At 62.8% G+C, this 16,934-nt stretch carries 17 protein-coding genes and 1 tRNA gene; 4 read left to right on the top strand and 14 right to left on the bottom strand.

Annotation, left to right across the window (positions count from 1 at the left end; genetic code table 11):
* Complete coding sequence (locus CDI09_RS09520) at window positions 1-897, top strand: metal ABC transporter solute-binding protein, Zn/Mn family (protein WP_078525886.1); 897 nt, start codon at window positions 1-3, stop codon at window positions 895-897.
* Here CDI09_RS09520 and CDI09_RS09515 read toward each other — a convergent pair.
* Window positions 875-2,638 carry an ABC transporter ATP-binding protein/permease gene (locus tag CDI09_RS09515; RefSeq protein WP_205836586.1) on the bottom strand — a complete coding sequence of 588 codons (1,764 nt, stop codon included), beginning with the start codon at window positions 2,636-2,638 and terminating at the stop codon, window positions 875-877. The two genes, CDI09_RS09520 and CDI09_RS09515, sit on opposite strands and share 23 nt — an antisense overlap.
* A 370-nt stretch (window positions 2,639-3,008) precedes the next feature.
* On the opposite strand from CDI09_RS09515, the gene CDI09_RS09510 reads away from it, so the two are divergent.
* The gene (locus CDI09_RS09510) at window positions 3,009-3,458 is read left to right on the top strand and encodes a DUF2501 domain-containing protein (RefSeq protein WP_078525884.1); all 450 of its coding nucleotides are present in this window, start codon (window positions 3,009-3,011) and stop codon (window positions 3,456-3,458) included.
* 159 nt (window positions 3,459-3,617) lie between these two features.
* Here the strand turns inward: CDI09_RS09510 and CDI09_RS09505 are convergent, their stop codons facing one another.
* The 4 genes from CDI09_RS09505 to CDI09_RS09490 are packed head-to-tail and all read right to left on the bottom strand — an operon-like array spanning window position 3,618 to window position 8,948.
* Window positions 3,618-5,303 carry an ABC transporter substrate-binding protein gene (locus CDI09_RS09505; RefSeq protein WP_078525881.1) on the bottom strand — a complete coding sequence of 562 codons (1,686 nt, stop codon included), beginning with the start codon at window positions 5,301-5,303 and terminating at the stop codon, window positions 3,618-3,620.
* Between the two features lie 17 nt (window positions 5,304-5,320).
* Window positions 5,321-5,950, bottom strand: coding sequence for an SCO family protein (locus CDI09_RS09500; RefSeq protein ID WP_078527921.1), 630 nt, complete (start codon window positions 5,948-5,950; stop codon window positions 5,321-5,323).
* Window positions 5,950-8,718, bottom strand: coding sequence for a DNA polymerase I (gene polA / locus CDI09_RS09495; RefSeq protein WP_078525879.1), 2,769 nt, complete (start codon window positions 8,716-8,718; stop codon window positions 5,950-5,952). The genes CDI09_RS09500 and polA overlap by 1 nt, the downstream gene beginning before the upstream one ends.
* A 14-nt stretch (window positions 8,719-8,732) precedes the next feature.
* Window positions 8,733-8,948, bottom strand: a complete 216-nt coding sequence (locus CDI09_RS09490; RefSeq protein WP_078527919.1) for a zinc-finger domain-containing protein — start codon at window positions 8,946-8,948, stop codon at window positions 8,733-8,735.
* Window positions 8,949-9,024: 76 nt separating this feature from the next.
* Here CDI09_RS09490 and CDI09_RS09485 point away from each other — a divergent pair, with 76 nt between their 5' ends.
* Both CDI09_RS09485 and CDI09_RS09480 read left to right on the top strand, forming a co-directional pair.
* The gene (locus tag CDI09_RS09485; protein WP_167370255.1) at window positions 9,025-10,107 is read left to right on the top strand and encodes an alpha/beta fold hydrolase; all 1,083 of its coding nucleotides are present in this window, start codon (window positions 9,025-9,027) and stop codon (window positions 10,105-10,107) included.
* A 55-nt stretch (window positions 10,108-10,162) separates the two neighbouring features.
* Window positions 10,163-10,239: transfer RNA gene (locus CDI09_RS09480), tRNA-Arg, on the top strand.
* Window positions 10,240-10,517: 278 nt separating this feature from the next.
* On the opposite strand, the gene CDI09_RS09475 is transcribed toward CDI09_RS09480, so the two are convergent.
* From CDI09_RS09475 to CDI09_RS18830, 9 genes are all read right to left on the bottom strand, one after another.
* Window positions 10,518-11,318, bottom strand: coding sequence for a hypothetical protein (locus tag CDI09_RS09475; protein WP_078525875.1), 801 nt, complete (start codon window positions 11,316-11,318; stop codon window positions 10,518-10,520).
* 1 nt (window position 11,319) lies between these two features.
* On the bottom strand, window positions 11,320-11,820 hold the full coding sequence (locus CDI09_RS09470) for a hypothetical protein (protein WP_236944448.1): 501 nt from the start codon (window positions 11,818-11,820) through the stop codon (window positions 11,320-11,322).
* 288 nt (window positions 11,821-12,108) lie between these two features.
* Complete coding sequence (locus CDI09_RS09465) at window positions 12,109-14,649, bottom strand: DUF927 domain-containing protein (RefSeq protein WP_078525872.1); 2,541 nt, start codon at window positions 14,647-14,649, stop codon at window positions 12,109-12,111.
* Window positions 14,646-14,993 (bottom strand): hypothetical protein, encoded by a 348-nt coding sequence (locus tag CDI09_RS09460; RefSeq protein ID WP_078525870.1) that lies wholly within the window; start codon window positions 14,991-14,993, stop codon window positions 14,646-14,648. The genes CDI09_RS09465 and CDI09_RS09460 overlap by 4 nt, the downstream gene beginning before the upstream one ends.
* Before the next feature lie 115 nt (window positions 14,994-15,108).
* Window positions 15,109-15,267, bottom strand: coding sequence for a hypothetical protein (locus tag CDI09_RS09455; protein ID WP_010515824.1), 159 nt, complete (start codon window positions 15,265-15,267; stop codon window positions 15,109-15,111).
* An 82-nt stretch (window positions 15,268-15,349) separates the two neighbouring features.
* The gene (locus tag CDI09_RS09450) at window positions 15,350-15,601 is read right to left on the bottom strand and encodes a hypothetical protein (RefSeq protein ID WP_078525868.1); all 252 of its coding nucleotides are present in this window, start codon (window positions 15,599-15,601) and stop codon (window positions 15,350-15,352) included.
* Window positions 15,602-16,191: 590 nt separating this feature from the next.
* Entirely contained in the window at window positions 16,192-16,521 is a 330-nt protein-coding gene (locus tag CDI09_RS09445; protein ID WP_078525866.1) for a hypothetical protein, read from the bottom strand.
* Entirely contained in the window at window positions 16,518-16,814 is a 297-nt protein-coding gene (locus CDI09_RS09440; protein ID WP_078525864.1) for a hypothetical protein, read from the bottom strand. The genes CDI09_RS09445 and CDI09_RS09440 overlap by 4 nt, the downstream gene beginning before the upstream one ends.
* A complete protein-coding gene (locus tag CDI09_RS18830) occupies window positions 16,811-16,933 on the bottom strand; it encodes a hypothetical protein (protein WP_257788359.1) in 123 nt (40 codons plus the stop codon). The genes CDI09_RS09440 and CDI09_RS18830 overlap by 4 nt, the downstream gene beginning before the upstream one ends.
* Window position 16,934: the final 1 nt, after the last annotated feature.

Genomic DNA, 16,934 nt, shown 5'->3' with positions numbered 1-16,934 from the left:
ATGCGCCGCCTCACCTGCCTTCTGGGCTTCTGCGGTTTCCTGTCCATCCTGCCTGCCCGTGCCGCCCCCGCGCCGCATGTCGTGCATGCCGTTGCCAGCTTTACCGTGCTGGCCGATGTGGTGTCGCATGTGGGCGGCGCGCATGTTGCCGTCACCTCGCTGGTGCCGCCCGATGGCGACCCGCATGAATTCGAGCCTGCCCCCGATGACGCACGCGCCCTGCGGCAGGCCGATGTCGTGTTCATGAGTGGCGAGGGACTGGAAAGCTGGTTTGGCCGCCTTGCGCACGCGGCGGGCTATCAGGGCAGGCCGGTCATCGTATCAGACGGGATCGACATCCATACCGAACACGATGGCCAGCAGGTGGAAACCGACCCGCATGTATGGAACAGCGTGCCCAACGTGATTGTATGGACCAGCAACATCCGCGATGCGCTGATCGCAGCCGACCCGGCGGACGCAGATGATTTCCGCGCCTCGGCTGCCGCCTATGCCGCGCAGTTGCACGCCCTTGACCATGACATCCGCACAGCGATCGACACCATCCCGCCCGCGCGGCGGCGCGTGCTGACCAGCCATGACGCCTTTGGCTATTTTGGCCGCGCCTATGGCGTGACCTTCATGGCGCCGCAGGGCCTGTCTACCGAGACCGAAGCCTCCGCCGCCGATGTGGGCAAACTGATCGCGCAGATCCGCGAGACCGGCATGACCACCTATTTCCTTGAAAACGCCACCGACCCGCGCCTTGTCCAGCAGGTCGCCCGCGCCACCGGGGCGCAGCCCGGCGGCGAACTTTATGCCGAGGCCCTCTCGAGCGCGAGCGGCCCCGCCCCCGATTACATCAGCATGATGCGCTACAATACCGACCTGATGGTCAGGGCGATGCGTCCGCACTGATCCCATCAGTCGTACCCACGGCAAAGGGGGTGAGGTCAATGGCGTTTTCATGCATCCCCACCACCGACTGCCGGTGCGTGATCGACACCACCGTCATGCCCGGGCAGGCCTGGGCCAGCAGGGCGTAAAGCGCCGCCTCTGATGCCGCATCGAGGTTCGAGGTCGATTCATCCAAAAACACCCAGCCCGGCCGCGCCAGCACAATGCGCGCGAAGGCGAGGCGCTGGAGTTCGCCGGGCGAGAGGATCTGGCCCCACGGCTCCTCATTTTCAATACGCGGCACCAGCGCGCCAAGCCCCACCTGCTGCAGCGCCTGCGCCACCTGCGTTGCGGAATACGCCTCGCTACCCGCCGGATAGGCCACGGCCCGGCGCAGCGTGCCGGTGGGCATGTAAGGGCGCTGGGGCACGAACATCATGGGCACGTCAGGGCGCGTGATCGTGCCTTTGGCAAAAGGCCAGATGCCTGCGAGCACCCGGAACAGCGTGGACTTGCCGGTGCCAGAGGGGCCGGTCACCACCGTCATCTGCCCCGGCGCCAGCGTAAGGTTCACATCCCTGAGCAGCGCCGTGCCATCAGGGCGGAACACGTCCAGCCCGCTGACCTGCATGCCCGCCCCGGCGGGGGCGGCAATGAGGCTGACTTCGCTTTTCATGGCCTGCGCGCGGTCCATCACGCGCTGGAAGGTGGCCAGACGCGCCACCTCCGCATGCCATGTGGTCAGCGCGGCATAGGAATTGGACAGCCAGCCCAAAGCCCCCTGCACGCGTGAGAACGCCATGACAAGCTGCATGAGTGTGCCAAAGCTCATCTTGCCCGCGAAATAGCGGATCGAGCCGATCAGCAGCGCAAAATTGCCCGACACCACATCAAGCCCGGTGGTGAGCAGCCCCAGCCATTTGGTGCGGCGCATGATGGAGAGGAAATTGCCGTACACGGAAGCGAAGGACCGGTCGAGCCCGGCCTGTTCCTCCGCCTCGCCCCGATAGAGCGCGATGCCTTCGGCATTGTTGCGCACATGGACAAGGCTGTAGCGGAAATCAGCCTCGGCGCGCTGCTGGAAGAACTGCAGCCCCGCCAGTCTGTGCCCCGCCAGATGCGTCACCCACGTCGCCACCACGGAATAGATGAGCGCAGCCCAGAAGAAGTAGCCCGGTATGGACATGCCCCATATTTCCAGCGGCCCGGACAGCACCCACAAAAGCCCGACATAGCTGAACAGCGTCACGATATTGGACAGCAGGTTGATGAACTGCGTCAGCGTATCGGTAACAAAGCTGTTCAGATCCTCCTGTATGCGCTGGTCGGGGTTATCGGCCCCGGCCTCGAGGCCCGACGTGGTGATGGCGATGCGGAAATAGGTCTGGTGCTCCATCCACTGCCGCGTCATGCGCGCGGTCAGCCACCGCCGCCAGCGCAGGCCCAGCATCTGCTGCAGGTAAGTGGCATAGACACTGAACAGGATGGCCGGAATGGTGATGATGAAGAAGCCGGGCACGTACCCGCTCTCGTTATGCACATACCAGAACAGCCCGCGCAGGAAGGTGGTGGCATCACGCTGCTGCAGCGCCGTGTAATACACATTGCGCGAGAAGGACTGGAGCAGATCCATCCCCACGATGGAGAAGGTCAGCACCAGAACGGCCACGAGCAGGCCCCAGGCCCATTTCCTGTCCTCCGACACGAAATAGGGGCGGGTCAGGTACCAGACATCTTTCAGAAGAAGGCGCAAATGCTGCATGTTGATCCCGTGCAGTGGGGTGAAAGGCAGGAACCCACAGCATTCCCACGAAGTGGGGGCGGACTCAATCATGATTGCGGCACGGACCCGTTTTGCGCGCAAAAAGCCGGGCGCATTAAGCGTTATCACAACTTATTGACCATACGCGCCATTTGCGCGCGTGCGCCACCGCGCTGGCAATACCGGCTGACAACAGGGGTTTATGGCGCATAAAGCGCATGACAAGGGCGCCATATATCGAAAAGACGAATGCCTGACATATCCGCCGCAGGGGTGTGGTGCGCGCGCATCGTGTTATGCCTGACACATAGATTCACAATTGAGTGGGCCCTGACGGGCCTGCCAGATGAACATGCAAGGAATAACGAATATGGTGTCGTTCGGTCGCGTCCTGTCCGCCAGTGCCTTCGCAACCCTGCTGGCCACAGCACCGCTTGCGGCCCATGCCGCTGAAGTCTCGCCGCCCACGGGTGCGGGTGTGGCCAACCAGGTCGAGCAGATCAAGCCGGGTTCGCTCTCGGCGGATACGGTTTATTCCGCCGTCGCCTCCGCCAAGCCCGCTGATCTGGGCGGCATCATGAACTACTGCATCCAGTCCAACTACCTGACCGCGTCTGAAGCCTGGCCGGTGCTCGCCGCCTTCAACAAGAAGACCAACGACGTGCCGTCCAACCAGAAGGGCAACATGTCCTATGCCGATGGCTCGACCGGCCTGCTGAAAGTGGGCGGCAAGGCTCCCATCTCGCTCGAGGATGCCTCGACCGACATCCGCAAGCAGGCCTGCGCCAAGGTGGAAGCCCGCGCGAAGTCCATGCTCTGATGACGGTGGCCTGACGCCTCGTTTACAGACCCCGTCAGTTAAGCTGGCGGGGTTTTTTATTTTAAAGAAGTTTTTGGTGAAGCTTTTTTCAAAAAGCTTCAAAGAACGCCGCCTTTTTGAAAAAAGGCGGCACCCAAAAACTTTTATTCCGTATCTTCCTTACTGCACCCACACGCGTGAAAACGCCATGTGATACAGGCTGGTCGAAAAATAATGGCCCAGCCGGGGCGAGACAAGATCGACATATCGCGTGCTGATTATGGGGGCGGCGGGAGCAAGGCGGGTGATGCGGTCATCCACCTGCCCCCACAACGCCAGCGCCGCCTGCGGGTCGGGTTCACTGCGGATACGCGCCACAAGCCCCTGCATCACCGGGTCGCACAGGCCGGACATGTTGATGGAACTGTCGGAACCGGGATGGAAGTTCTCACAGCCAAACAGCGTATCAAGGAAGTTGGAGGGCGAGGCGTAATCCGCGTACCATCCCAGCAGGCTGATCTGCACATGGTTGGCGGTGTTGGCGGCGTAATTGCCCTCCATGGCGGGCGAGAGGGGGTGCAGGCGCGCGTGGTAGCCCATCGCCTCAAGCATGTCGCGCAGATAGGTGCCCATGCTCACGTACATGGCGGTAGCGGGCACGATCAGGGTCACGTCCATGCCCTCCGTGCCGCTTTCATGCACGAGTTCGCGGGCGCGTTGCAGGTCGGGGTGCACCCAGACAGGGGCCGGGTGGTCAGGGTCGGCGCCGCGCGTCCAGGCACAGGTGCCATCGCCGGGCAGCAGGCCCGGCGGCACCATGCGGCATAGCGGCGTGGCAATGCCCGAGCCGCCGTACAGGATGGTCATGGCGCGGCGGTCAAGCGCGTAATTTACGGCCTCGCGCGCCTTGAGCTGGTCAAAGGGCGGGATGTTGACGTTCATCGGCAGGAAGATCAGGCCATAAAGCGGAGATACATGCACCTGCGCCGTATAGCGGCTGCCAATCTCGCCCAGCCGGTCGAGCGGCTTGAGGCCCGCCATCCAGTCATACTGCCCGCGCTCGACAGCAGTGACCGCATCTTCTTCCGACAGGCCAAAATCATAGACAATGCGGTCCACATACCCATCGGGCTGGGCTGCCTCGCTCCATTCATGAAAATAGGGGTTACGCTCCAGCACCAGCCCGCGCTCGGGGTCGGATGACACGATATGGTATGGCCCTGTGCCGGGCGCGGCCACATTGCCCAGATCATGCGCGGGCGTTGACGCGGGCAGGATGGAGGCGTGGCCGAAGGCGAGTTTTTGCGGAAATTCGGAATCCGGCCCGGTCAGGTTAATGGTGATGCGGCGGGTGGCGGGGTCGGTTTCCACGCCGCCTTGCAGCGTGCAGTGCGCGCCATCGCGCAGGCAAGCATCCGCCCCCACTATGGTGCCGTAAAACGAGCCTGCCGTGGGCGTGCCCACCTTGAAGATGCGCCGCAGCGAGGCAGCCACGTCCTCAACCGTAACCGGCGCGCCATCTGAAAAGCGGATGCCTTCGCGCAGGGTGAACACCCATGTGCGCCCGCCATCACGCGGCTCGGGCATGGCCTCGGCCAGATCAGGCACCACCTGGTTGCCTGCTGGCCCCTCCAGCTTGGGGTAGGTAAGCAGCCCGTCATACATGACCGCGGCAAGCTGCATGTACTGGCTGGTGTAGCTGATCTGCGGGTCAAGCGTGCCAGACGCGCTTGCCGCCGTCAGCCGCAGGGTGCCGCCACGATGGGGGCTGCCCTGCGTGCCCTGCGCCAGGCCGCCAGCAGGCAGCGCATGCAGCCCACCAAACATGAGCGCCATGAGGCCCAGTCGGTGGCACAATGCCCGCATGCGCTGGCCCGCCCGGTTCAGTTATGCGCCGGGGGCGCCATGAGCTCCGTCATGCGGGCCGTGATGTCGGCTGCCGTGGCGGTGGCGGGCAGGCTGCCCTCATAGCGCCCGGTGGGCGACATGATCACGATCTGGCTGGCAGGCTCCATGCTGTAATCCCCATTGGCGCCATCATGCCGCACGTAAGGAGCATGATACTCCTTGGCCACGGCCTGAATCATCTTGGGCGAGCCGGTCATGACCGTGACATGCGAGCCATAGCGCAGGGCATAGGTGCGCAGCACATCGGAGTTATCACGCATGGGGTCGAGCGTGATGAAGATGGGCACCGCCAGCCGCGCGCGGTCGTGGCCAAGCGCTTCCACGCCCTCGGCCATGGCCTTGACGGTGGCGCCGCATACGTCATCGGGGCAGTGGGTATCGCCAAAATAGATCAGCATCCAGCGGCCCCGGAAGTCGGTATCAAGCACCGAACCATCCGCTCCGTTAATCAGCCTGAACGACCCGCCAACCGGGTTGCCATAGGTGGTCAGCGGCACGGGCGCGCTATCGGAATAACGGTAGCCGAAATACCCCGCCACCGAGGAGACCGCCAGTATCAGCAACCCGACCAGCACGAAAAACCGGTCCCGTTCATTTCGCATTATCAATGTGCATCCGCCCAGTTCGTTCCGGTCCCGGTTTCCACGACCAGAGGCACAGACAGGGCCGCTGCGGATTCCATGACCTGTTTGACGAGGGCTGCCAGACGATCGGCATCATCCTTGCGCACCTCGAACACAAGTTCGTCATGGACCTGAAGGAGCATGCGTCCGTCAAGCCCCGCATCCGACAGGGCAGCCGGAATTCGCACCATGGCGCGCTTGATGATGTCAGCCGCTCCCCCCTGCAGCGGCGCGTTGATGGCCTGGCGCTCGGCATAGTTGCGGCGCACGGCGCTCTTCTCGGCAATGCCCGGCACATAGCAGCGGCGGCCGAATGGCGTGGTGACATAGCCGTTTTTGCGGGCCTCCGCCTTCACCCGCTCCATGTAATCGCGGATGCCGGGATAGCGGGCGAAATAGGCGTCGATATACCCTCGTGCCTCACCGGGGGAGATGCCAAGCTGGCGGCTCAGCCCGAAGGCGCTGATGCCGTAGATGATGCCGAAATTGATGGCCTTGGCGCGCCTGCGCGTGAGCGGGTCCATGCCTTCAAGCGGGATTCCGAACACTTCGGAGGCCGTGCGGGCATGGATGTCCTGCCGCAGCGCGAATGCCTCGCGCAGGGCGGGAATATCCGCCACATCGGCCAGAAGCCGCAGTTCGATCTGCGAATAATCCGCCGAGACCAGCACATGGCCGGGTGCGGCCACAAAGGCGCGGCGGATGCGCCCGCCTTCCTCCGTGCGGATGGGGATATTCTGCAGGTTGGGGTCGTTCGATGACAGGCGGCCCGTTGTCGTCACCGCCATCTGGAAGGAGGTGTGCACGCGCCCCGTGGCGGGGTTGATCTGGTTGAGCAGCGCATCGGCATAGGTGCTTTTCAGCTTGGCCAGCTGCCGCCAGGCCAGAATGCGCGCGGGCAGGTCATGACCCTGATCGGCCAGATCCTGCAACACTGCCGAATCCGTGCCCCATGCGCCCGCCTTGGTGCGCTTGCCGCCAGGCAGGCCCATCTCGTCAAACAGGATCTCGCCCAGCTGCTTGGGGGAGCCAACATTGAAGTCACGCCCGGCCAGCTTGTGAATCTCGGCCTCGATCACTGCCATGCGGCCTGCGAACTCGGTGGACATGGCGCGCAGGTCATCGGCATCAACCCTGATGCCCGCCCGCTCCATATCCGCCAGGATGGGCACCAGCGGGCGCTCCATTTCCTCATACAGCGCCAGCGCCCTGTTGATGCGGAGCTGGGGCCTGAGCACCTGCCACAGGCGCAGCGTCACATCCGCATCTTCCGCCGCGTACGGCGTGGCGCGGTCAATCGCCACCTGCGAGAACACGACCCGCTTGCGGCCCGTGCCGGTCACTTCATCGTAGGGAATGGGCGTGTGATCGAGCGTGAGGCGCGAAAGCTCGTCCATGCCCTGCCCGTGCTGCCCGGCTGACTGCGCATACGAGATCAGCATGGTGTCATCAATCGGGGCAGGCTGCACGCTGCCCGCCTGGGTCAGCACCAGCAGGTCGAACTTGGCGTTTTGAAACACCTTGAGCACCGACGGGTCGGCAAACAGCGGCTCAAGGATTTCCAGCGCGGTTTCCACCTTTATCTGGGGCGCACCCGCGCTGTCCATCAGATCCACCTGATGGCCAAGCGGAATATAGCATGCCCGCCCGCAGCGTGGCGCAAGCGAGATGCCAACCAGCGGCGCGGTGAGCGGGTCAAGCCCGTCGGTTTCGGTATCCACCGCGCACACGCCGCTGGTGCGGGCCTCGCTGACCCATTCCCGCAGGGCCTCGGGGTCGGTTATGGTGATGTACGGGCCATAAGGCTCGGACGGAAAGGGCGGGCGCTGTGCCACCGGAGCCGCGGCCAGCGTGTCATGCGCCGAGATGCGCGGGCGCGGCTTTGCCTTGAGCCCCATGCGCTGCAACAGCGACGAAAAACCCATATCCGACAGCCATGCGCCCAGCCGCTCCATGTCCACATCACAGCAGCCCAGATCGGCCAGCGGTTCGGGACAGGGCGCATCCTCGCACAGCGTGACCAGCTTGTAGGACAGGCGGGCCATGTCGGCATGGGCCAGCAGGTTCTCACGCCGCTTGGAGGCCTTCATGCCCTCGGCCCCTGCGAGGATGGCCTCAAGCGAGCCATATTCCGCCATCAGGGCCGATGCGGTCTTGGGGCCGATTCCGGGCACGCCGGGCACGTTGTCCACCGGGTCACCGATCAGGGCCTGCACCTGCGCCACCCGGTCGGGAGTCACGCCGAATTTTGCCTCGACTTCCTTCGGTCCGATCGGCCGGTTCCTGATCGGGTCCATCATCATCACGCCGGGGCGGATGAGCTGCATCAGATCCTTGTCCGATGAATAGATGGTGCACTGCCCGCCCGCATCGGTTGCCTTGCGGGCGTAGGCTGCGATCAGGTCATCAGCTTCCCACCCTGCCGCCTCGATGGCGGGCACGCCAAAGGCTGCGGTGGCGTCGCGCACGAGGCTGAACTGCGGTCGCAGTTCCTCGGGTGGTTCGGGGCGGTGGGCCTTGTATTCGCCATACAGGTCATTGCGGAAGGTATGGCGGCCCGCATCGAAGATGACGGCCAGATGCGTGCCGGCATGCTCGCGCAGGAGCCGCGACAGCATGTTCGTAAAACCATAGACCGCGTTGACGGGCGTGCCATCAGGGCTGGTCATGGGTGGCAGGGCGTGGAAGGCGCGGAAGATATACCCCGAGCCATCCACCAGGATCAGGTGAAGCGGCGTGTCGCTGGACATGGATGTAGAAGCAGTCAGTGCGCGTCACCCGCCGGTGCATCGGGGTTGAGCACGAACAGGCGGGAGCAGTAGGGGCAGAAGGTCTGGTGATGGCCGATGCGCAGGAAAACGCGCGGGTGGCCGAGCGCACCGAGGCCGCCATCACAGGACAGGGTGCGCGAATCGACCACGATGGTTTCAATCGTGCCCAGACGGGGGTGCGGTGCGGGATCGGGGGACAGGGCTTGCATTCTGATCGGCCTCGGGTTGTTGTCCGGCTTGGATTTGCATGGCGCGCCCGATGGGCGGACCATGCGCTGGCCCATGATGATACGCAGGATTGCCGTGCTTTCAAACATTCGCCTGTCACGCCTGCTTTATCCAGCGCTTTTTGTGATGTTGACCGCCTGCGCCACGCACGAGGCCCCGGCCCCCACCCCGCCCGCACGCCATGCGGAACTCAGCCGCCGCATACCGCCTGACCGCGTGGTGGATGTTGCGGGCGTGGGTGCTGTGCCCCTGCGCATCTGGCCTGCCCGTGGGCCGGAGCGCGCGGTAATTCTGGCGCTGCACGGCTTCAATGACAGCCGCGATGCGTGGGAGCGCCCGGCTCCCGCACTCAATGCCGCAGGGCTGGGCGTAGTCGCACCCGACCTGCCCGGCTTTGGCCAGACACAGGCGCGCGGGGGCTGGGTGGGCACCGACATGCTGCGCCGCACGGTCAGCACTCTGGTCACCACCATCAGGCGCGAACACCCCGACGTGCCGCTTTACATCATGGGCGAGAGCATGGGCGGCGCGCTTGCCGCCGTGCAGGCGGCCCAGCCCGACGCGCCGCCAGTGGCGGGCACGATCCTGCTGGCCCCGGCGTTGTGGGATCTGGATGCGGGCGCGCGCCTGACCACCCACCTTATGGCGGCCATGGCCCCGCGCTGGCGGCTGAGCGGGCGCGAACTGCCCGTGCATGTGACCGCAGCCGACGACCAGCTGGCTCTGGCCCGCCTGTATTACGACCCGCTGACCCTGCGCGACACATCCACCACCGCCCTGGCCGGGCTGACCGACCTCATGCACCAGGCCGCCCATGCCAGCGCCCACATGCATGGACCGGTGCTGGTGATATATGGCGGGTGCGACCAGATCGTGCCCGCTGCCGCCATGGCGCGGGCGTGGCGACACATGCCAGCGCGCACCCGGCTGGATTACATACCCAACGGCTACCACCTGCTGACCCGCGGACGGGCAGGCGAGAAGGTGACGGCGGACATAACCGGCTGGATCCTGCACCCCGAGCGCTTCCTGCCCTCGGGCGGGGATGCTGCGGCGGCGGCATGGATGGCCGAACCCCCTGGCCACGACGCCCCGCTGCCCATCCTGCCCGGACGGATGGACGCGATCGCGCCGCGATGATTTTTCCCGATTGGGGCTGGCGTTCCGCCCTGTGGCGATGTATGCAGGCGTGAGTGGACTCGTAGCTCAGCTGGATAGAGCGTCGCCCTCCGAAGGCGAAGGTCGAAGGTTCGAATCCTTTCGAGTCCGCCATTAATTTCCAAAAAATAGCAGAAAATAGCCATTTTTTGGCTGTTTCCGTTTGGCTTACCCCCCTTAACGCCCCTCTTAAAACTGTCGCTTGGACGGCTTTAGCAGGCAGGATGGGGTGCATGTTTGTTTTGATAACGCAATGAAATAGGTTGACCTATAAAATGAGGATGTAGGTGTGAGGGTGTTACCCCTACACATAAAAAAGGCCTCCATCTCTGGAAGCCCCTTACCTGTCCTGATTTCCTTTGCGGGCCGTCCTGACTTTCGCCCGCCTGCCATCACCCGGCCACCTCCCTGCCCGTCAGGGCAAACCAGCGGCGCAGGCTGGTATCCATTACCTCATCGGTCATGCGGTCCCGCTCCACTTCCCCGATGCTGCGCTCCGTCCACAAATCCCCCAATGCCTCAAGGGTTGCTGTCAGGGCACGCTGGTAGTCATCGTCTGTCCGGTTCCGGTCATGGCAGTAATCGGCAATCACCACGCCAGCGCCGTGCGTACCCAGTTCAGACAGGCTCGGTTGAGGCTTTTCGCCCCGGTAGAGTTCAGCCATCTTATCCATGGCGGCATCCATTGCCGCCTGCCTGTGTTCGTCCGTGTCCTGCCCTGGTATGACCATCTGGCGAAACAGCGCCGTAAGCCGTCGCGTTACGGCCTCCACAGCGAATCCGTAGGGCAGTCCGGCATCATGCGCGAACATGGCCGCGATCCTGCCTGTGCCAGGCATGTTCACCATGCCCACGCCATCAACGACCTTGCGGTCATTATCATCCAGCGACGCCATGATACGGGTCTGTGCGACTTCCCGGCTTTCATCCAGCGCGCGCCCATCCTTCACGGGCCAATCATGGACGGCGGCAATCTTCTGACAGAACTGGCGAGCCGCCAGCCCGTCCATCGCACAGGCAAGCGGGCATTCCGTGCCGTCCACGAACACCACAGATGGCAGATAGGTCGCATCCCCCATCCCTGCCGGGACAGGCCGCGTCCATAGGCACCGCACGGCCTTGGGGTCCAGCGTAGCAGGATCAGCCATCACGGTCGGAACTGCACGGGCCGTGGCATATTTGGGATTGCTCATGTCATGCGTCCTCGCTGCTGTCAGGGGCATAGGTAATTTCGGGATAATCATCAGGCAGGCGAGGGCCACCACCAATCATGTGCTCAGGCGTGGCGTCATCCCGGTCGCGTGGATAGGGAGCCATGAAGCGGTGGCGATTCTGGTCCCATGCCCACCCCTGCTCTTTGAGCCATTGCGGGTCTGGTGAGCCGAACAGGTGCAGCTTGCCGGTCTTTGGGTCGAGCCGGATGCCCGAACGATCTTCATGCGCCGGGGCCTGCGCTGGGGATGGTCCTGTTGCTTCCAGTATCTGAATGATGGCGTCCCGGCTGTACTTCATCATCCTGATAAGGTCTGGGGTGATGGCGGCGGTATTGCCCCTTATGGCCGGTTGCCCGTCCACCAGCACGACACGGCACCCAAGATCATCCAGTTGCGCCAGCAGGGCGGAGGGGTCCGGGATCTCTGGAGCGCAATCCGACTTTGCCCACTCCATCAGTCCGGCAAGGGCGACACTAACCATGATGCCCACCTCCGATGTGTATGTGCATCCCGTTCAGACCCGTTGTTCTCAACGGCTGCCCTTCACTGTTATCTCCGCTGTTCTCAACGACGGGTAGCCCCTCAGACCGCCTGCTATCAGGTGCAAACAGAGCCAATCCGTTTCGGGGTCTGTAAAATGCGGTGTGACTGGTGTGACCGGTGTGACCAGCGTTCGGATTGGCTGTTTTCTGTCGTTTTTCTGGGGTTCTTCCGGTCACACACCCAAAAATACGAGGTGTGACCGGTGTGACCGGGAATAGATGGGCCATCATTTGTCCCCACCCATAATGTCATCACTGATTGCGTAGACGCGCACGGACTTGCCGTGTTCGGGGTCTTTGAGGAATGACGCCGATTTCCCGCCCTTGCCCGAATTGAGATACCCGGCAGCGATAAGGCTTTGCGCGGCCCGCCTGGCATCCAGCCCCTTACACACGACCTCACGCCATACAGCAGGGAAAATCAGGTATTCCCATTTCTCCGCACCGCCTTCTGTTGTCACCTTACGGCGGTATCCGGCGCGATTGATCGTGCGGGAGCGGCTGTCATCACCGTCGCCATCGGGACCACCCAGCGGGGTGAAACGGCTCTCTCCATGTTCCTCAATGAAAAGCCGGACCTGTTCGATTGCGGTCCTGTCCTCCGCCGCCTGGGTGCCGCCACGCTCATCAAGCCATGAGCGGAAGCACACCAGAACGGCCCGCGTTGCTTCCCCACGCTGCCACGGCAGAACGCCATACGCGGTTGCCATCTCGCCCGCAGCAGCCACCAGCCCGAACCGTCGTACTACGGAGCGCACCTGCCCATCGACAGGGCCAGCATCAGGCAATGCCTGTTCTTCAAACCGTGCCACAATCTGCTTGATGGTATCGGTAAGGACGGCCTCATCTTCATTGCGGTCCAGCACAAGGGCCTGCAACCATGCGCGGCTTGCGGTGCCGTAGCTGGTCCGGGCCGCACGGCGGATATGATCGGCAAGGTCGCCCGGTGAGGCCATGTCATGCAGGTTTTCAAACAGGCCCATCCCGGCCCCGGCATCGGCCTGCACGTTCACAAGGCGGACCTCCTGCCCTGCCATCGGGCGCTGTCCTGCTTCTCCCATCTTGGTTGCCAGCGTGATTTCGCCGGTAGACAGGAACAGCACGCGCCAGCTCTTGCGGGCACGGGCTTCGCCATTGCGACCGGCACGCTGCTTGCCGCTGTTGTTCGCCAGCATATAGGTGATTTCACCGACTTCGCGGCTGTTGGCCTGCCCCATCTCATCAAGGACAAGCAGGGTGTCGGAGGTCTCGGACGCGATGCCCTCCGTCCCGTTGGACGTGCCGCGCCATGAACGCACCTGCCCGTCACGGTCGCCCTTGCCCCATACCGAACCCGCAGCGAACAGGGATGTGGATTTGCCGGACTGGCTCTTGCCCACGATGTGGAACCCACCCGACTGTTCGCCCATCAGGTCCAGCAGGGGGCCGCAAAAGGCAACAGACAGGGAAAACGCAAGGCGGCTGTTACCTACGGCGTATGCGGCAATATCATGCTGCCAGTCCACCAGAGTCCCGGCTGTGCCGTATTCCGCGCCCCGTGCCATGCGGGTCGTCTGGAACACCACATCACGCCGCCCCGCACCAACCGTCACACCATTGGGCAGGACAAAGGTGGCGTTGCCATTGTCATGATACCATCCCGACTTATCGACACAGCGCAGACGGCGCACGGTATGAACCGAGGCAAAGAACTGGCGCAGCAGCCGCACGCCAGAGACGGTGCAACCAAAACCCGCGTCCTCAAGTTCACTGGCAATATCCTTGCCGTCCCCATGCACCATACGCTTTGGCAATGCCCACTGGTGGGGCTTTCCGTCCGGGTCCAGCCAGCTAATCAGGACACCCCACCCCATGTTGTCCACGTCCCGCGTCTCGGCAATCACGTTGAAGGGGATGCAGACCTTTACCTTCTTCGGGGGGAGGTCGCCTTCCTGCTCGGGGGTGAAATACAGGCCCCCGCGCTCCATGCTGTAACCATGCGGCATCTTGACGTTTGCGACGGCTGGCGTGGCCTGATCCAGATATGGACGCAGGAAATCCACATCGGACGTTTCCCCTCCGCCCGTCAGATCATCCGGCACGTCATCAGCCAAATCCCAGCCGGGAGGCAGGTTTTCCGGCACCCCCACCTTACGCACCACCGCAGCCCCAACATCCTCAAGAGCGGCAATGACCGCATCGGCGTACCCGCTGCCAGCATCATCATTGTCCGGCCAGATCGTCACGCTACGTCCCGCCAGGGGCGACCAGTCATTATTGGCCGCCGCCTTGCTGCCACCCTGGGAGGTCATGACCACATAATCAGGAAACAGACGGGCCGCCGCGTCCGCCGTCTTTTCACCTTCCACCAGCAGCACGGGCACATCAGGGAAGGCCGCCAACTGATCCAGTCCGTAAAGCGGCAACGGCTTGCGCCCCTGCTTCCAGTGCCAGCCTGTTGCATCGTGGCGCTTGCCCTTCCTGTCCGTCCACACACGACGACCAAAGGACAGGGGCAGAATATCCTTGCTGCCGTTCTCACGCTCCAAACGGAAACGGGCACAAAGGGGGCGGCCCTCCGCATCGCGGTAAACCCACATTGCCACCGCATCGCGCGGTCTTTCAGGATCGCAAGGGGCAGGCGTAACCGGCTCCCATTCTTCACCGGCAGGACCACCAGCGGCTTTTGCCCTGGCCTTTTCCTCATCGCTCAAAGGCGCAAGGGGTGCCGGTCCTGACAGGCACGCCATTGCGGGAAGGGCGCTGGCTTCGGAGGTAATGCCGGTCATGGCCGCACCTCCATGCCAAGCATAATGGAAAGCTGTTGCGCCGCCTCAAGCTGGGACAGTCCAAACAGATAGGCCGCAAGGGATACGGGATCACCGCCCCGGTCGCCCGTGGCGAAATCAGACCATCGGCCCGTGTTCATGTTCACTTTGAACGAACCCGGATTACGATCACCCCGGCGCGGGTTCCGCGACACCCATTCGTGCCCCTCACGCTTACCGTCTGGCAGCCAGCGCAGGAGCAGGGCTGTCAGCACGCCAAGGGCTGCGCGGTTGACTGTCTGGAAGTCTATTTTACCCCCCGGATTCGCGCGTACGGATTCCGGGTGTGCATGTGTTTCTGCCATGTCAGGCTTGCCATCTTTTCAGGCGCGCCCGTCATTTTACCTGGGAAATCCTACGTCGGTGACGTATAGTGTATGTGGCCTTCAACAGCACACATCACCGGCGCGGCTCCCTCAGTTAATGACGGGGGCCGTTGCTTTTTGGGATGAATGTTGCGCTGGGAAGGGACGCAAGCCATGCCAGTCCCGCCCGGAAATCAATCACCGTCCGGCGTCCCAGCTTCTTTGCGATCAGCTTGCCGTCATTCAACTTGCGATACGTTTCCGTGCGGGACATGCCCGTCCGCGCCACCCACTCAACCACCGATACGTAATGCGGAGGTGCCTTCTCATTGCCGCCAGCAGTCACGCGCACCCCCTCAAGCCATAGCGTGGGAGGTCACGCAGCCAGTCCGGCCAACAGGCAGGCGGGCAGCAATCACAGGCAGGTCAGACCGGCGCACGAAGCGGAAGCGGCCCCGCTTGATTGTGGGGATCATCCCGCTTGCCGCGTAGGAGTAAGCCGTCGTCATCGCATGGAAGCTATCGCCAGCGCCCCGAGTCGCACGCTGGCTGTTCAGTTCCGCAATCGCATCGGCAAAAGGGATCAGGTCGTCGTTTTCTTCGGTCATAAAGCACCGCAAACCAAGGGTTTCAGGGTGCTATCAGGGCGTCAGGAAGCACAAGGGCCTGTGCAGAAATGCACAGATTATCCTTGTCAACCAAACTTAAGTCCTGTTAGGGAAACCGACAGGAACCCACGGAATGGAACCTGTAGTTTTTCTAACAGGATTGGCGGTTTTCCGCCGTCCTGATAGCAATGACACTACCAACGAAAAGCCGCTTTCGGTGTTGGCGCACCGGGCGGCTTTTCTTTTGGCGACGCGCTCCCGAAGAAGCGAGTCACGCGCCACTGATTCTCTATACACCCCAAAACATGCCCGTTCCAATACCTAATGCCGCAAGGCCTTTCTATGCCGCACAGAACGGCTTTAGAAATGTACGGCTATAGGTAGACAAAAAGATATTTGATCCCCCTGCACGGGCTTCTATGGGCCTCTTATGGGCATGTAGTTGATCGCATAGGAAACTGCCTTTGCATCCATCAGAACGAAATGAGGACAAACCGCTTGGGGAATCCGGCTTTTGTTCACAAGTGCCAATTCCCTGCCTGGCAAACAGCAGGGAGGGTTAACCTCACGGTTAAGCCCTACATCGTTTCTCATGAAATACAGTCCTCAATGGCGTGGGCATACCGACCGATCCCATCGGCCAGCCATGCCAACTCAGTGCCGGTCTGTTTGTCCCCCTCCGCCATGCGGGCCAGTATCCCGGCCATGACACTGATTTCCGTAGTGGCAGCCTGTATGACTGCCAGCCGATCGGGCGTTGCGAGGCTGGGTGGCGCGGTATGCGCGCGCCATGCCCGGTGGCAGGACGCGGAACTGCTGCCCATCGCCTCGCCTACCTCACGCCATGACAGACCCTCTTTGCGGAGGTGTTCAATCCGGCGGAGGGCGCGGGCAGACCAGATGCGTGCGGGGCGGCTCATGCGTGCCCCCTGTGATGCTGGTGAGCCATATAGAGGTCATACAGACGCGCTTTGGCCGCCACGGTGAAATAGCCCACATGCCGATCCACCAACGGGATACCTTCATGCTCAAATCTGGCGCATGGAGCGTCTTTCAGCCTGTTGCGCATGGCCTCGGCTTCCGCCTGCACCAGCCTTTGCGCCTCCCGTAACGGCAGGCCATTCACGCCCCACACGGTCTCGGCCCATCGCTTCCCGCGCCGGATCGGGTCAGGTTCTCCAAACAGCGTGGCGTATGCTTCATCCGACGTCATGGCTTCACCTCCTGCCACATGTGGTTTGACAGCCGAAGCATCGCGCCACTGATACGGACGGCGATGCCGGTAAGGGGGATAAGGAAGAATAGGGCGGCGTTGATGAGGAAGCGTTTCATC

Origin of the sequence: Komagataeibacter nataicola, assembly GCF_003207795.1 — a bacterium.
GTDB lineage: Bacteria > Pseudomonadota > Alphaproteobacteria > Acetobacterales > Acetobacteraceae > Komagataeibacter > Komagataeibacter nataicola.
This window is presented reverse-complemented; position numbering and strand designations above follow the sequence as displayed.

Excerpts from the sequence above, each read along its gene's own strand:
- CDI09_RS09505 (WP_078525881.1), bottom strand. The coding sequence starts at position 5,303 with ATGCGGGCATTGTGCCACCGACTGGGCCTCATGGCGCTCATGTTTGGT.
- CDI09_RS09520 (WP_078525886.1), top strand. The coding sequence starts at position 1 with ATGCGCCGCCTCACCTGCCTTCTGGGCTTCTGCGGTTTCCTGTCCATC.
- CDI09_RS18830 (WP_257788359.1), bottom strand. The coding sequence starts at position 16,933 with ATGAAACGCTTCCTCATCAACGCCGCCCTATTCTTCCTTATCCCCCTT.
- CDI09_RS09450 (WP_078525868.1), bottom strand. The coding sequence starts at position 15,601 with ATGACCGAAGAAAACGACGACCTGATCCCTTTTGCCGATGCGATTGCG.
- CDI09_RS09455 (WP_010515824.1), bottom strand. The coding sequence starts at position 15,267 with ATGTCCCGCACGGAAACGTATCGCAAGTTGAATGACGGCAAGCTGATC.
- CDI09_RS09475 (WP_078525875.1), bottom strand. The coding sequence starts at position 11,318 with ATGAGCAATCCCAAATATGCCACGGCCCGTGCAGTTCCGACCGTGATG.
- CDI09_RS09460 (WP_078525870.1), bottom strand. The coding sequence starts at position 14,993 with ATGGCAGAAACACATGCACACCCGGAATCCGTACGCGCGAATCCGGGG.
- CDI09_RS09440 (WP_078525864.1), bottom strand. The coding sequence starts at position 16,814 with ATGACGTCGGATGAAGCATACGCCACGCTGTTTGGAGAACCTGACCCG.
- CDI09_RS09465 (WP_078525872.1), bottom strand. The coding sequence starts at position 14,649 with ATGACCGGCATTACCTCCGAAGCCAGCGCCCTTCCCGCAATGGCGTGC.
- CDI09_RS09490 (WP_078527919.1), bottom strand. The coding sequence starts at position 8,948 with ATGCAAGCCCTGTCCCCCGATCCCGCACCGCACCCCCGTCTGGGCACG.
- CDI09_RS09515 (WP_205836586.1), bottom strand. The coding sequence starts at position 2,638 with ATGCAGCATTTGCGCCTTCTTCTGAAAGATGTCTGGTACCTGACCCGC.
- polA (WP_078525879.1), bottom strand. The coding sequence starts at position 8,718 with ATGTCCAGCGACACGCCGCTTCACCTGATCCTGGTGGATGGCTCGGGG.
- CDI09_RS09485 (WP_167370255.1), top strand. The coding sequence starts at position 9,025 with ATGATACGCAGGATTGCCGTGCTTTCAAACATTCGCCTGTCACGCCTG.
- CDI09_RS09510 (WP_078525884.1), top strand. The coding sequence starts at position 3,009 with ATGGTGTCGTTCGGTCGCGTCCTGTCCGCCAGTGCCTTCGCAACCCTG.
- CDI09_RS09470 (WP_236944448.1), bottom strand. The coding sequence starts at position 11,820 with ATGGTTAGTGTCGCCCTTGCCGGACTGATGGAGTGGGCAAAGTCGGAT.
- CDI09_RS09445 (WP_078525866.1), bottom strand. The coding sequence starts at position 16,521 with ATGAGCCGCCCCGCACGCATCTGGTCTGCCCGCGCCCTCCGCCGGATT.